Source organism: Archangium sp. (assembly GCF_036388035.1).
In the GTDB taxonomy this organism is placed as follows: Bacteria; Myxococcota; Myxococcia; order Myxococcales; family Myxococcaceae; genus Archangium.
Window position 1 is genome coordinate 1 of the sequence record NZ_DASVSO010000691.1, and the last position, 13,702, is coordinate 13,702.

At 70.5% G+C, this 13,702-nt stretch carries 13 protein-coding genes; 8 read left to right on the forward strand and 5 right to left on the reverse strand.

All coding sequences use genetic code 11. The annotated features are described in order from the left end of the window. Both VF697_RS28225 and VF697_RS28230 read left to right on the forward strand, forming a co-directional pair. Positions 1-1,274: acyl-CoA mutase large subunit family protein (locus VF697_RS28225; protein WP_331099832.1), on the forward strand; the 1,274-nt coding region annotated here is incomplete at its 5' end. Positions 1,275-1,284: 10 nt separating this feature from the next. Next, positions 1,285-1,800: a YfbM family protein gene (locus tag VF697_RS28230; RefSeq protein WP_331099833.1), complete on the forward strand. Its 516-nt coding sequence runs from the start codon at positions 1,285-1,287 to the stop codon at positions 1,798-1,800. A 4-nt stretch (positions 1,801-1,804) separates the two neighbouring features. On the opposite strand, the gene VF697_RS28235 is transcribed toward VF697_RS28230, so the two are convergent. Then, a complete protein-coding gene (locus VF697_RS28235) occupies positions 1,805-2,572 on the reverse strand; it encodes a TSUP family transporter (RefSeq protein WP_331099834.1) in 768 nt (255 codons plus the stop codon). Between the two features lie 89 nt (positions 2,573-2,661). On the opposite strand from VF697_RS28235, the gene VF697_RS28240 reads away from it, so the two are divergent. The 3 genes from VF697_RS28240 to yhbY all read left to right on the forward strand — a co-directional run bounded on the left by VF697_RS28240 (position 2,662) and on the right by yhbY (position 6,334). Continuing rightward, on the forward strand, positions 2,662-3,465 hold the full coding sequence (locus tag VF697_RS28240) for a hypothetical protein (RefSeq protein WP_331099835.1): 804 nt from the start codon (positions 2,662-2,664) through the stop codon (positions 3,463-3,465). Between the two features lie 82 nt (positions 3,466-3,547). Next, on the forward strand, positions 3,548-5,989 hold the full coding sequence (locus tag VF697_RS28245; protein WP_331099836.1) for a J domain-containing protein: 2,442 nt from the start codon (positions 3,548-3,550) through the stop codon (positions 5,987-5,989). Positions 5,990-6,043: 54 nt separating this feature from the next. Then, positions 6,044-6,334 carry a ribosome assembly RNA-binding protein YhbY gene (gene yhbY / locus VF697_RS28250; RefSeq protein WP_331099837.1) on the forward strand — a complete coding sequence of 97 codons (291 nt, stop codon included), beginning with the start codon at positions 6,044-6,046 and terminating at the stop codon, positions 6,332-6,334. 9 nt (positions 6,335-6,343) lie between these two features. Here yhbY and VF697_RS28255 read toward each other — a convergent pair whose 3' ends face one another. Next, positions 6,344-7,648 carry a neutral/alkaline non-lysosomal ceramidase N-terminal domain-containing protein gene (locus VF697_RS28255; protein ID WP_331099838.1) on the reverse strand — a complete coding sequence of 435 codons (1,305 nt, stop codon included), beginning with the start codon at positions 7,646-7,648 and terminating at the stop codon, positions 6,344-6,346. Between the two features lie 148 nt (positions 7,649-7,796). Between VF697_RS28255 and purF the strand changes: the two genes are divergently transcribed. Together purF and VF697_RS28265 are read left to right on the forward strand one after the other, a co-directional pair. Continuing rightward, entirely contained in the window at positions 7,797-9,194 is a 1,398-nt protein-coding gene (gene purF, locus VF697_RS28260) for an amidophosphoribosyltransferase (RefSeq protein ID WP_331099839.1), read from the forward strand. 153 nt (positions 9,195-9,347) lie between these two features. Next, positions 9,348-10,310 carry a hypothetical protein gene (locus VF697_RS28265; protein WP_331099840.1) on the forward strand — a complete coding sequence of 321 codons (963 nt, stop codon included), beginning with the start codon at positions 9,348-9,350 and terminating at the stop codon, positions 10,308-10,310. Here the strand turns inward: VF697_RS28265 and VF697_RS28270 are convergent. From VF697_RS28270 to VF697_RS28280, 3 genes are all read right to left on the reverse strand, one after another. Next, positions 10,297-10,818, reverse strand: a complete 522-nt coding sequence (locus VF697_RS28270; protein WP_331099841.1) for a GNAT family N-acetyltransferase — start codon at positions 10,816-10,818, stop codon at positions 10,297-10,299. The genes VF697_RS28265 and VF697_RS28270 overlap by 14 nt on opposite strands. Positions 10,819-10,884: 66 nt before the next feature. After that, entirely contained in the window at positions 10,885-11,190 is a 306-nt protein-coding gene (locus VF697_RS28275; protein ID WP_331099842.1) for a hypothetical protein, read from the reverse strand. A gap of 3 nt (positions 11,191-11,193) precedes the next feature. Then, entirely contained in the window at positions 11,194-11,592 is a 399-nt protein-coding gene (locus VF697_RS28280) for a hypothetical protein (RefSeq protein ID WP_331099843.1), read from the reverse strand. 304 nt (positions 11,593-11,896) lie between these two features. Here VF697_RS28280 and VF697_RS28285 point away from each other — a divergent pair, with 304 nt between their 5' ends. Next, positions 11,897-13,567 (forward strand): sensor histidine kinase, encoded by a 1,671-nt coding sequence (locus VF697_RS28285; RefSeq protein WP_331099844.1) that lies wholly within the window; start codon positions 11,897-11,899, stop codon positions 13,565-13,567. The last annotated feature ends 135 nt before the right edge of the window (positions 13,568-13,702 follow it).

The window sequence follows — 13,702 nt, forward strand, 5'->3', positions numbered from 1 at the left end:
GCAAGGTGGGTGTCTCCATCTCCTCGCTGCGGGACATGGAGACGCTCCTCCAGGGCATTCCCCTGGGCGAGGTCTCCACCTCGATGACCATCAACGCCACCGCGCCCATCCTCCTGTGCCTCTACGCGGCGGTGGGCGAAAAGAATGGCGTGGCGCTGGAGCAGCTCTCCGGCACCGTGCAGAACGACATCCTCAAGGAGTACATGGCGCGCGGGACGTACATCTACCCGCCTCAGCCCTCGCTCCGGCTCATCACCAACCTCTTCGCCTTCTGCGCGAAGCGGGTGCCGAAGTGGAACCCCATCTCCATCAGCGGCTACCACATCCGCGAGGCCGGCAGCACCGCGGCCCAGGAGATCGCCTTCACGCTCGCCGACGGCATCGCCTACGTGGACGCGGCGCTCAAGGCGGGCCTCGAGGTGGATGAGTTCGCCGGCCGCCTCTCCTTCTTCTTCAACGTCCACAACAACTTCCTCGAAGAGGTGGCGAAGTTCCGCGCCGCGCGCCGGTTGTGGGCGCGCATCATGAAGGAGCGCTTCAAGGCGAAGGATCCGCGCTCGATGATGCTGCGCTTCCACGCGCAGACGGCGGGCAGCACCCTCACCGCGCAGCAGGTGGACAACAACGTGGTGCGCGTGGCCCTTCAGGCGCTCGCGGCGGTGATGGGCGGCGCCCAGTCGCTGCACACCAACAGCCGGGACGAGGCGCTCGCCCTGCCCTCCGAGGAGTCGGCGCGGCTGGCGCTGCGCACCCAGCAGGTCATCGCCTACGAGTCGGGCGTGGCGGACATCATCGACCCGATGGGCGGCGCGTACGCGGTGGAGCGGCTGACGGACGAGCTGGAGGCCAAGGCCGAGGACTACATCCGCCGCATCGACGAGATGGGCGGCATGGTGGAGGCCATCGCGAAGGGCTACCCGCAGGGGGAGATCCAGGACGCGGCCTACCAGGCGCAGCGCGACGTCGAGGACAAGCGCACCGTGGTGGTGGGCGTCAACCAGTTCCAGGTGAAGGAGCCGCCGCCCTCGGGGCTGCTGCGCGTGGACGAGGCGGTGGAGCGCACGCAGGTGGAGCGGATGAAGAAGCTCCGGGCCGAGCGCGACAACGGCGCGGCCCAGCGCACGGTGGACACGCTGCGCAAGGCGGCGGCCAATCCGGACGAGAACCTCATCCCGCTCATCCTGGACGCGGTGAAGGCGTACGCGACGCTGGGAGAGATTTCGGACGCCATGCGCGACGTCTTCGGCGAGCACCGCGAGAACGTGGTGCTGTAGCGAGGAACGGATGGAAATGCTCGGCACACTGCGCAGCCTGACGGAGAACCAGCGCCAGAAGCTCCTCGAGCACCCGGACAAGCTCGAGGCGTTCATCGACGACGAGGAGGACTTCGGGGACACGCAGGGCGCGCGCTTCCTGGACCTCGACATCGGCGAGACGTGGCACGGCCTGCAGTACCTGCTGACGGGCTCGGCCTGGGAAGGCAAGCCGCCGCTGGACTTCCTGGTGCGCGGGGGCGAGGACGTGGGGGACATCCCCTCGGACGAGGGCACCGCGCGCGTCTTCACCGCGGACGAGGTGAAGGCGCTCTCCAAGTCGCTCGACGCCCTGCCCGAGAAGACGCTGCTGTCGCGCTACGACCCGGCGAAGATGCAGGCCGAGGACATCTACCCCGGCATCTGGGAGGAGCCGCCCGATGACCTGGATCCGAAGGAGGAGCTGCTCTCCTACTTCGAGGAGCTGAAGAAGTTCATGGCCGGCGTGGCCAGGCGCGGCCACGGCCTGCTCGTCTTCATCGGCTGAGCGCTCACCCGGCGAACACGTCGCGGCCCAGCTTGAGGGCGAGCGCCACCACCACCAGCAGCACCACCTTGCGCACCAGCGTGTCGCCCCCGCGCACGGCGAGGTGCGCCCCAATCCAGCCGCCGGTGAACTGGGCCGCGGCCATGGGCAGGGCCACGTGCCAGAGCACCAGGCCCCGGTACGCGAAGAGCGACACGGCCGCGAGGTTGGAGGCGAAGTTCACCACCTTGGCGTCCGCCGACGCCCGCGTCATCGAGTGCCCCAGCAACCCCGAGAAGGCGATGATGAGGAACGTCCCCGTTCCCGGCCCGAAGAAGCCGTCATAGGTGCCGATGAGGAGCGCGATGACCGCCCCCAGCGCCAGCATGCGGTTGCGCGGCGGCTCGGGCCGCTCCCCCGCCGGAGGCCCCCGGCGGAAGGCCAGGAAGACCGCCACGATCACCAACAGCGTCAGCACCAGGGGCTTGAGCACCTCGGGGCGCATCAACAGCACCAGCCCCGCGCCGAGGAACGAGCCCGCCAGCCCGAGGGGGAAGGTGACGACCGCCAGTTCCCGGCGCAACAGCCCCGCCCGGGAGAAGCGAATCAGCGCCGCGAAGGCGCCAAACACCGACTGGCCCTTGTTCGTGCCCAGCGCCACGTGCGGCGGCAGCCCGGTGGCCAGCAGCGAAGGCAGCGTCAGCAGCCCTCCCCCTCCGGCGATGGCATCCACCACACCGGCCGTGAGGGCCGCGACACACAGCAGGACGATTTCCAGGGGGGTGACTTCCACGAGCGGCCACCTACCACGTCCAAAGCTTGCGCGCGCGTCGACTCTGGGCGTCAATTCGGGGCTCGCGTCCCCCTCGCGGAGGTCCCCTCGTGTTCGCCCCCCTCGTCTCCGTGATGACCCTCGTGCTGCTGTCGGCGGCGCCCGCGGACCCCAAGGGGCCCACCTGCCGCTCCATCGACGGGCACGTGGCCTGCGGCTACCAGTGCAAGTCGGACGGCCAGCGCGTGCGGTGCGCCCAGACGCCCCAGGGCTCCTGTCAGGTCATCGACGGACAGGCCGTGTGCTTCGATCCGCCGCCCCACATCGTCCGCATCTACGGCGACGCCCTGCCCCCCACCGAGTGCAAGACGCTCGATGGGCAGGTGGCCTGCGGCTACCAGTGCGCCACCCAGTTCGGCAAGGTGAAGTGCGCGCGCACCCCGGCTGGCATGTGCGCCGGCCGCAACGACGAGCTCGTCTGCTTCGATCCGCCCCCCGAGGTGTACGCCGTCTACGGCCGGGAAACGCCCAAGGCCGAGTGCCGCGGCAATGGCGATGACATCTCCTGCGGCTACAAGTGCACCCTCGGCGCCGGGAAGGTGGCCTGCAGCAGGACGCCCATGGGCGTCTGCAAGAGCGACGGTCTCCGGCTGACCTGCTTCGACCCGCCCGCCCAGGCCTTCTGTGCCTGGGGCAAGTCGCTGCCGCCCCTGCAGTGCCAGCTCAGCGACAACCAGCCGGTGTGCGGCTACGGCTGCACCAAGGCCTACTCGAAGGTGGCCTGCGCGGCCACCCCCAATGGCCTGTGCAAGGTGTTCGACACCGAAGTCCACTGCTTCGACCCGCCGAGCGCCCAGGACGCCGACCCGGCCTGTCTGAGCCTCATCGGACTGGCGTCGATGGGCTCGCCCTGAGGGTCGAGTCCCGGTAGCTTGCTTTCCCCTGCCCCGCGACAGGGGTAGGGTGACCGGCGTACACCAAGGAGCGACATCGGAGATGGCGGAGGGAGACGTCCGGCAATACTTCGTGCGGAACGACCAGGGGACCATCTGGGGCCCACTGGCCCTGGCCACCATCGAGTTGCTCATCGATAACGGGGCCATCCAGGGTCGGCTCCAGGTCTCGGAGGACGGCATCAACTTCGCCTTCCCCGGACGTTTCCCGCACCTCCGCGATTCCTTCCCTCGCGAGCTGTGGGGCGACGTCGTGCCCCCAGGCCCGGCCGCCCCGCCCGCCCCCGCCGCGCCCAAGCCCGCTCCGCCCGGGCCCCCTCCGGGCACGGCCTCGGGAGCGCCTCCGCAGGGTCCCGTGGGTGTGCCCATGGCCGGACCCGGTGCCGTCGCGGCCTCGCGGCCCGGCGCCCCGCCTCCCGGTGGCCCGCCTCGTGCCGCCCCCCGGCCCCCCATGCCTGGCGCCGCTCCCCAGGCCACCGCGCCCGCGGCTCCGCCCGGTGCGCCCGCTCGGCCCTCCGCGACCTCCCCGTCCGTCGGCGCGGGCACCCCACCCGCTCCGGCCGTGGCCCCGAACGAAGTGCCCCCCGCGAGCGGACAGCTCGAGACGCACTCGCCCGTGCGCCTCTACGGCCTCCTCGCCGCCGGCAACCACACGGGGCTGCTCTCGCTCACCCTCGCGGACTGCACCGTCAGCATCCACTTCCGCAAGGGCAATCCCGAGTTCATCGACTCCTCGCACCCCGAGGACGCGCTGGGCACCTGGCTCCTCCAGGCGAAGCTCCTCACCTCCGAGCAGCTCCAGCAGGCCGAGGCCGCTCGGGGCCGCTTCGGCGGGGAGCTGCTCGCCGCCCTCTTCGGACTGGGTCTCCTCCAGCCGGCCTCCGCCTTCACCCAGCTCGCGCACCGCGCCCAGGCCATCCTCCTCAAGGGCCTGCGCGCCGAGTCCGGCTCCTTCACCTTCGAGGCCAAGGACCTGCCTCCCGCCAAGGCGATGCCGCTCGGCAACAAGTGGGCGGTGTTGAGCGACCTCGTGCGCCGCATCCCCAGCGCGGATCTCCGGCGCCGGCTGCAGCCGGTGCTGAACCTGCCGGTGATGAAGTCCAACGGGCGCGTGGCCACCGGCGACCTGCGCCTCACGCCCCATGAGGTGCGCGTGCTCGCCCTCATCGACGGGGCACGCGCGATGGGCCAGCTCCTCACGGACCTCCCCCAGGACGCCGACCACCTGCTGCGACTCGTGTTCCTCCTCAAGGAGCTCGATGGGGTGTCCTTCGCCGCCGTGCGCGCCGGGCCCCCCTCCGCCGCCCCCGCGCGACCGAGCGTCCAGACTCCCACCGTGCAGGCCGCCGCCGCTCCCGCGCGACCGAGCGTCCAGACGCCTACCGTGCAGGCCGCCGCTCCGGCGGCCGCCCCCGCCGCGAAACCGACGACTCCCGCTCCGGCGGCCGCTCCCACCGTGAAACCCGCGGCTCCGACTCCGACGGCCGCCCCCGCCGCGAAACCGGCGACTACCGCGACGGCCATCCCCGTCGCCAAACCCGCGGCTCCCGCTCCGGCGGCCGCCCCCGCCGCGAAACCGGCGACTACCGCGACGGCCAGCCCCGTCGCCAAACCCGCGGCTCCCGCTCCGGCGGCCGCTCCCACCGCGAAACCCGCGGCTCCGGCTCCAACAGCCGCCCCTGCCGCGAAACCGGCGACTACCGCGACGGCCATCCCCGTCACCAAACCCGCGGCTCCGGCTCCGGCGGCCGCCCCCGCCGCGAAACCGGCCGCCCCTGCCGCGACCCCCGCTGCCTCGGGCCCCGACGAGATTCCCGCGCTCCGCGAGCTGGCCGCGAAGCTGAAGGAACAGAATCACTTCGAGCGCCTGGGCCTGGGCGCGGACACCAATGGCCCGGCAGTGAAGCTCGCCTACTTCAAGCTGGCCAAGCAGTACCACCCGGACACCCTGCCGCCGGGCGCGCCTCCCGAGCTGGAGAAGCTCAAGGCGGACATCTTCGGCTATATCGGAGATGCCTACCGCACGCTCTCGGACGACAAGAGCCGCGCCGCGTACATCGAGGATCTCAAGAGCGGCGGCAGCCAGGAGTCGGAGGTGGACGTGGAGGCCATCCTCAAGAGCGAGGATCTCTTCCGCAAGTCCGGCCACTACATCAAGGCGAGGAAGTTCGCCGACGCGGTGAAGCTGCTCGACGAGGCCATCCAGCTCAACGGCGAGGAGCCCGAGTTCTACGCCTGGCGCGGCTACGCCCGCTTCTTCACCTTCGAGGACAAGAAGGTGGGCTACACCGAGGCCTACAAGGACATCCAGCACTGTCTGAAGAAGAACGACAAGGTCGCCTCGGCGTACTACTTCCTGGGCGTCATCGCCAAGCTGTGTGGTGACAACAGCGGAGCGCTGAAGCACTTCCAGAAGACGGTGGAGCTTCAGCCAAATCACATCGACGCGCAGCGGGAGATCCGCATGGCGGCGCAAAAGAAGTAGGGTGCGCCAGCGCGGGAGCGCCCAGGTGGGCCTCCCCATACGAGGAGAAGAATCTTGCCGTTGACCGGAAAGCAGCGCCGCCAGCTCCGCGCGCTGGGACACCACCTGGAGCCGGTGGTCATCGTGGGCCAGTCGGGAGTCACCGAGGGCGTCATCGCCGCCGTCGCGCAGGCGCTGCACGACCATGAGCTCATCAAGGTGAAGATCCACGAGGGTCCCGAGGACCGCCAGGAGGCCGCGCAGAAGCTGGCCGAGGGCACGGGCGCCGAGCTGGCCCAGCTCCTGGGCCGCACCGCCCTGCTCTTCAAGAAGCGGGAAGAGGACTCGAAGTTCGAGAAGCTCTGAGAAACGCCGTCAGCGCGTGAAGCCCGCCGCCTGGGCAGCCAGCTCGGCCCCCGTGCCCAGGCGCTCCAGCAGCGCGGGGCCGAAGTACTGGCGACGGGCTTCGCCCTCACCGGCCTCCACCCGCTCCGGCGTTTCCACATAGCCCACATAGCCGTCCGCCAGCCCCAGCACCCCCGTGGCCCCGGTGCGCCGCAGCAGCACCGAGCCCGCGCCCACCGTGGGCTCGCCCGGCAGCATCAGCAGCTCCAGCGGGCCCAACGTGAGCGCCCCCACCTCCGTCACCTTCGAGGCCGAGGTGCACAGGAAGTTGTCCCCCGCCGCGCGCGAATAGGACGGCACCAACCGCGAGGAGTCCGGCCTCGGCAGCGCCACCTCCGCCCGCGCGAAGGCCAGCCGCGTCTCCCCGACAGCCCCCGGCGCCGCCCGCTCGGCCAGCCCCGCCAGCGTCCGCGCATAGGCCCGCGCCTTCTCCACGCCCTCGCCCTCGTCGAAGGAGATGGAGGCGTTGCCCCCCGCGCCCTGCAGCACCAGCGTCACCCCACCCTGCTCCTCGCGAAGCTGGCTCAGGCGCCCCGGCCAGTCCGGGTCCAGCGAGGCACGCTCGCGGGGAACCACCGTGGGGTGCGCGGCGAAGACGAGCAGCTCGGCCACGGGGCCCCCGGCACCGCGCAGCACGGCGCGGGTGAGCCTCCCATCCGGCTCCTCGCCCCCCGAGCGCGAGCGCACCAGCCCCGGCTCCTGGGCCTCGCCCACCTCCAGCGTGACGTCGGAGAGCCGGGCCGCCGCCTCGTGGAGCGCGGCGCTCGCCCCGGCCACCACGGCCTCCTGGGCCGCCTTGCGGTAGCGCCCGGTGCCGGCGAGCTGCGACACCAGTCGCGCGTCATACCCGCCCAACGAGGAGTGGGAGTGCGTGGCCACCACCGCCACGCCCTGGAGCCCCAGGTCGGCGGCACGCTCGCGCACCGCGGCCACCACCGCATCTGGCACCAGCAGCAGCTCCAGCGAGACGACTCCCACCTTCACCTCGCCCGCGGCGAGCACCACCGCACGGGCCTGGGGCGTGACGTCCGCCTGGCTGGCCTCGGGGCGAGGAGGCTTGTAGCCCGCCACCACCACCGGGTAGGGCGGCTGAAGGGGTACCCTCGCCGCTCCGGCCCGCAGGGGGCCCTGGGCGCGCACCTGCCCGAGCAATACCGGCGCCCGCTCGCTCCACCGCCCACACCAGTTCCACGAGGCGAGCGCATAGGCCGACCCCAACGTCAGGAGCGTCAGGGGGAGCAGGGTACTCAGGACTCGCCGCCACCGGGAGGACATGCGGACAGGAAACGTACCCTTCCCCGAGGAATTCCGGGGAACTGACCGCCTGCCCCCTCCCTGCTCTCGATGAGCCCCCGGAATACCCCCGAGCAAGGCAGCCGTTCTCCTGTTCCGTTCGGCACCCGAAGGGGATAAGGCAACGCTCATGTGTGGCATCTTCGGAATCGTGGGTCACCCGGAAGCGTCCAACCTGACGTACCTCGGCCTGCATGCCCTCCAGCATCGCGGGCAGGAGTCGGCGGGCATCGTCGCCTCGGATGGCCAGAGTCTGCGCGCCCACCGCGAGATGGGCCTCGTCGCGGACATCTTCACCGCGCCGGTGCTCGAGCAGCTTCCAGGTAACGCGGCCATTGGCCACGTGCGCTATTCGACCGCGGGCGTCAGCCAGCTCAAGAATGCCCAGCCCCTCACCGTGGAGTACGTGGGGGGCCAGCTCGCGGTCGCCCACAACGGCAACCTCGTCAACGCGCAGGAGCTCCGCACCGCGCTCGAGGCCGACGGCGCCATCTTCCAGTCGGACTCGGACACCGAGGTCGTCATCCACCTCATCGCCCGCTCCAAGCAGCCCACCTTCGAGAAGAAGGTCGTCGAGGCGCTCTCCAAGGTGAAGGGGGCCTACAGCATCCTCTTCCTCACCGGCGACAAGCTGGTGGCGGTGCGCGACCCGAACGGCTTCCGCCCGCTGGTGCTCGGCATGCTGAAGAACGGCTGGGTGCTGGCCAGCGAGACGACCGCGTTGGATCTCATCGAGGCCGAGTTCCTCCGCGAGCTCGAGGCCGGCGAGATGGTGGTCATCGACGAGACGGGCCTGCACGCCAGCCAGCCCTTCCCGCCCACGCGCCTGGGCCGGTGCATCTTCGAGCAGGTGTACTTCGCCAAGCCGGACTCGGTGCTGTTCGGCTCGAGCGTGTACGAGGTGCGCAAGGAGATGGGCCGGCAGCTCGCCAAGGAGCAGCCGGCGCCCGGGGCGGACCTGGTCATCGCCGTGCCGGACTCGGGCGTGCCCGCGGCCATCGGCTACGCGCAGGAGAGCGGCATCCCCTACGATGTGGGCCTCATCCGCAGCCACTACGTGGGCCGCACCTTCATCGAGCCCCAGCAGTCCATCCGCCACTTCGGCGTGAAGCTGAAGCTGTCCGCGGTGCGCCAGGTGCTCAAGGGCAAGCGCGTGGTGGTGGTGGACGACTCCCTCGTGCGCGGCACCACCAGCCGGAAAATCGTGAAGATGCTCAAGGCCGCGGGAGCGCTGGAGGTGCACCTGCGCATCTCCTCGCCGCCCACGCAGTGGCCGTGCTTCTACGGCATCGACACGCCGAGCCGGCACGAGCTCATCGCCTCCAGCCACACCGTGGAGGAGATCGCCCGCTACGTGACGGCGGACTCGCTGGGCTACATCACGCTGGAGGGCCTGGGCACCGCGGTGGGTGACCGGGAGCGCAACACCTTCTGCACGGCATGCTTCTCCGGCCAGTACCTGACGGGCAACCTGGCCGTGAGCGCCACGCCCGAAGTGGCCGCCGTCCCGAAGCTCGCCACGGCCTGAGCTGATGGGCCACGGGGAGGGGGACGTCCCCTCCTCGGCTCCGGCTCCCATGCGTGGCAGGGCCTTCATGGCGGCGCGGGCTCGGCGGCGACTCGCGGGGGCACCTGCTCAGGCCCTGCTTCCGGCGAGTGCCCCCGCGCTACAGTCGCCCCCATGAAAGCGAAGCCCCTTCCCACCCGAGCGACCCCTCGCCCGCGCCGCTGGAGCGCCCTGCCCTTGGGCCTGCTGCTGCTGGCCACCCGTGCCTCGGCCGCCCGGCCGAAGGACGCCACCTGGGCCGAGCTCCTGCCCGTCGCGTCCCGGCCTCCCGCCGCACAGCCGAAGCCGGCCCAACCGGCCCCGTGCCAGCCGGAGAACTTCATCCCGGGGGAGACGCCCTCCAAGCGCGTCGACACGGGCGGCACGCCCGCGCAGCTCCACGAGCTCTCCACCGGCGAGCAGATGAACATCAACGGCTGGGAGCGGGAGAACGCGCAGGTGCGCACGCTGCCGGCGCCCTTCTCCCTCACCTACTACGCGTTCGGCTGCGCGAGTGACTTCTCCTACGTGCTCGACATCTCGCGTGGCGGCAAGCGCCATGCGCTCTACCAGCACGTGCTCGGCTTCGACGTCCACCCGAGGAAGCCCGTCCTCTTCTTCGCCCAGAACGAGCGCAAGAACGACCGCTACCAGAAGTTCGTCGGCCTCGTGAACCTCACCGACAAGCGCAAGACGCCGCTGCCGGCGCTCCCGTGCGTGTCGGGCACCCACGCGCGCTTCTCCGGAGAGCGGCTCATCACCTACGGGGACGCGCGCACCGGCAACGAGGGGAAGACGGACGTGTGCGTGTGGAGCCTCGACGGCAAGCTGAAGGCCCGGCTGCTCGCGGACCTCGACTGGACCGCGGGTGCCGGAGACATCCTGCTCGACCAGGTGGGCGTGCTGCCGCGCGAGCCCGACACCTTCTATGCCCTCCACCACGACCGCTTCGCGGACCCCTCCCACTGTGAGCTCCGGTTGCAGAGCCTCAAGCGCGCCAACCAGTCGCGCCGGGTGGACCTCGGCGTCTCCGAGTCGCAGGAGGCCTGCCTGCGCAACGAGACGAAGCTCGGCACCGCGAGCCTCAAGGGACGCTGAAGTCCTCCCGCCCGAGCCGGTAGTACTTCGCCGGCAGGGCCTGGAGCCCGACCCGACGCTCGCCGACGTACGACATGCCCAGCCGCTCCATCACCCGGATGGACGCGGTGTTGTCGAAGTCGGCACCCGCGAGGATCTCCTCCAGCCCCACCTCCTCGAAGCCGAAGCGGAGCACGGCCCGGGCGGCCTCGGTGGCGAGCCCCCGCTTCCAGAAGCTCTGGTAGAGGCCGTACAGGAGCTCCACCTCCTGGGTCCCATCGATGCGCCGCAGCCCGGAGAAGCCGATGAGCACGCCCGGCCACTCCTGGAGGGCGAGGACGAACTGGCCGTAACCCCGCTCCCGGAAGTCCCGCTCGCTCAGGGCGATCTGCTCCTGGACCTGCTCGCGCGACACGAGGTGCTCATCCCAGAGGTAGCGGCGGACATGCGGGTCGTTCCAGAAGCCGAAGAGGGCGTCCTCGTCCTCGGGGGCGAAAGGGCGGAGCAGCAGGCGTTGAGTCGAAAGCACCAGCAGGGCAATCCCTCCTTTCCCGGGTGGAGAGACAGAGTAAAGCCCCGCCATTTGTGATGCGGCTCAGAGCGTTTCGGCCCCGAGCGCACGCACGAGGATGCGCTCCTGCCGGAAGCGGCGCTCCAACTCCGCGCGATAGCCGCTCCACCACCCCCGGTCGAGCGAGTCGACCATCACCTCGAAGAGCACCATCTCGTCCCGCACGGTCTCGCCCTCCTCCTTCCAGGCCCCCACGGCCGGGGACTGCAGGAAGGCGGTGACGCCTCCGAAACGCTCGGTGAGCTCGGTGCGGACCTGCTCGAAGTCCGCCCGGCCGAAGGGACGCCGCTCGTTGTCACGCAGCGGCAAGAGGAACTGGACGACGTGCATAGCCTAGGAGTGGCTCGGCGCGTTCGGATCGAAACCGATCGGGCGCACCGCCTCCACGTCCTTGTCGCTCGTGGAGCGCAGGTCGTACTGCCCGTGGTCCTGGAACTTGGCGCTGTCCATGCGGGCCTCGGTCAGCGTGTCCGGTGTGAGGTCCAGCCTGTCGGCCGCGTCCAGCACCTCACTCAGACTGGCCTTGCGGATCTGGTCCTTGTCCAGCAAGAGACGGATGTCATCCCCGTCAATCGTGTCCACCGCGCTGAAGGGGACCCGGTAGTCCTTGGCGTAGAACACGCCCTTCTCCACGACGAAGGCATCCACCGCCAGGCCGATGACCTTGCCCAACCGGTGCCCGTCCTTGCTCTTCACATCCATGCCGACCCGAACGTCCATCCGCTGCGCCATGGCTGGCTCCTCGCTGCGGTGAGGAAACGGAGACGGCCGGACCCTCTCGGACGCCTCCCGGGGGAAGGTGAGACTCGAGGCATTCCCCCGCAGGAGGCGCCCGCTCCCTCCCCTCCCCCACGGGCCGACGGGCACACCCTTTCCGTCCGCCTTTGAACAACCCCCTCCGGGGAGGCGAGGCAACGTTCGCTGGGGGGTGCTCCACGGGGCTCCCCTCCTTCCAATATAACGGACGCAGGTACGAAGTCGGTGGGTTCCCGGCTGGAGAAAACGCTCGTGCCTCATCACAGGGGCATGAAATCCGATGACGGTCCGCTTCAAGGTAGTGCTGTTCGCGGCGGTGGCCGTGGGACTCGTCGCGTTGATTGGCGGGACGCTGTTCCACCACTCGACCCGGGGGCGGTTGAGCATGGAGCTGGTGCTCGGCACCCAGGAGAAGACCGAGGGCTATGGCCAGCTCGTCGAGGGGGCCGTCCTCTTCCAGCGGGAGCTGATCCACGCGTACGAGGTGGGTGGAGACGCCCAGGCGGTGCTCCAGGAGCACGAGCGGCGCGCTGGTGAGGCGTTCTCGCGGCTGCGAGAGCTGCTCGCGCGGGAGCGGGAGCTGACCGGGAGCGAGAGGACCGCGGGAAAAGAGGAGCGGCTGGCCCGGCTGGAGCGGACCTACCGGCACTGGCTGGAGCAGGCCACGGCCAGCGCGAGCGGGACCAGCGAGGGCGCGGAGCTACGGCTGTTGCACGGCTCGTTCGCTACCTTCGAGCGCGACGTGGAGCCGCTGCTGAAGCAGGAGCGGGAGGCGGAGCGCGCCGAGCTGGCCGAGCACAAGCGCATCCGCTTCAGCGCCTTCCAACGCCAGAGGCTCCTGGGCGTGGTGCTGCCCCTGGTGGCGCTCGGATTGATGCTGACGTTGGCGGTGTCCATCCTCCTGCCGCTGCACCGCTCGATGCGGGAGATGTTGAAGGCGGCCGAGCGCATCGGCCGGGGCGACTTCGAGCACGCGATGTCCGCGGAACGCGCCGACGAGTTCGGCACGCAGGCGCGCGCCTTCAACCGGATGGCCACGGAGCTGCGGGACACGGTGCTCGAGAAGCAGCGGCTGGTGCGCGAGCAGGCCGAGGCCTCCGAGCGGGAGGTGCGCCGCTACAACACCCTGCTGGAGGAGACCGTGCGCCAGCGCACCTGCGAGCTGGAGCAGGCCAATGCCCGACTCGTCGACAGCCTGCGTCAGCTCCAGACCACCCAGGAGCAGCTCCTCTTCTCCGACCGGCTGGCCACCATCGGCCGGCTGGCGGCGGGCGTGGGCCATGAAATCAACAACCCGCTCGCCTTCATCCTCAGCAACCTCAACTACGTGCAGAAGGAGATGGCGCGGCTGGACGGCGGCACCGCCTCGAAGGAGGAGCGGCAGGAGCTCCAGGACGCGCTCGCCGAGGCCCGGGAAGGCGCCGAGCGCGTGCGCTCCATCGTGCAGGATCTCAAGATGCTGTCCCACCCGGACTCGATGGAGAAGCGCCCGGTGGACCTGGGCCAGGTGCTCCGCAGCGCGGCGAAGATGGCGGCGCATGAGATCCGTGACCGGGCGCGGCTGGTGGAAGCGTGGGAAGACGTGCCACCCATCGACGGCAACAGCGCCCGCTTGTGCCAGGTGTTCCTCAACCTGCTCATCAACGCGGCGCAGGCCATTCCACCGGGACAGGCGGAGCGCCATGAAATCCGGCTCACCACCCGGCAGGGCGAGGACCCGGGGCGCCTCCTCGTGGAGGTGAGCGACACGGGCAGCGGCATCCCGCCGGAGCATCTGGAGCACATCTTCGAGCCGTTCTTCACCACCAAGCCCGTCGGGGTCGGCACGGGGCTCGGGCTCTCCGTCTGCCACAGCATCATCACCGCGCATGGAGGGAAGATCTCCGTGGAGAGCACGCCCGGGCAGGGCACGACGTTCCGGGTGAGCCTGCCGCGGACCCAGAGCGCCTGAGAATACCCGGCTGAGGGTCTACTCGACGCGCCGCGAGTCCCGTTCCAGCTCGGCCATGCGTGCCTCGCGTTGGGCCTCGGAGACGAAGGGCACCCGCGCCATGTCCTCCCGGGCCGCGAGGGCGACCCGGGCGAC

Bases quoted from the DNA above. Each gene is read 5' to 3' on its own strand.
- VF697_RS28230 (WP_331099833.1), top strand. From the start codon at position 1,285: ATGGAAATGCTCGGCACACTGCGCAGCCTGACGGAGAACCAGCGCCAG.
- VF697_RS28245 (WP_331099836.1), top strand. From the start codon at position 3,548: ATGGCGGAGGGAGACGTCCGGCAATACTTCGTGCGGAACGACCAGGGG.
- VF697_RS28255 (WP_331099838.1), bottom strand. From the start codon at position 7,648: ATGTCCTCCCGGTGGCGGCGAGTCCTGAGTACCCTGCTCCCCCTGACG.
- purF (WP_331099839.1), top strand. From the start codon at position 7,797: ATGTGTGGCATCTTCGGAATCGTGGGTCACCCGGAAGCGTCCAACCTG.
- VF697_RS28265 (WP_331099840.1), top strand. From the start codon at position 9,348: ATGAAAGCGAAGCCCCTTCCCACCCGAGCGACCCCTCGCCCGCGCCGC.
- VF697_RS28275 (WP_331099842.1), bottom strand. From the start codon at position 11,190: ATGCACGTCGTCCAGTTCCTCTTGCCGCTGCGTGACAACGAGCGGCGT.
- VF697_RS28280 (WP_331099843.1), bottom strand. From the start codon at position 11,592: ATGGCGCAGCGGATGGACGTTCGGGTCGGCATGGATGTGAAGAGCAAG.
- VF697_RS28285 (WP_331099844.1), top strand. From the start codon at position 11,897: ATGACGGTCCGCTTCAAGGTAGTGCTGTTCGCGGCGGTGGCCGTGGGA.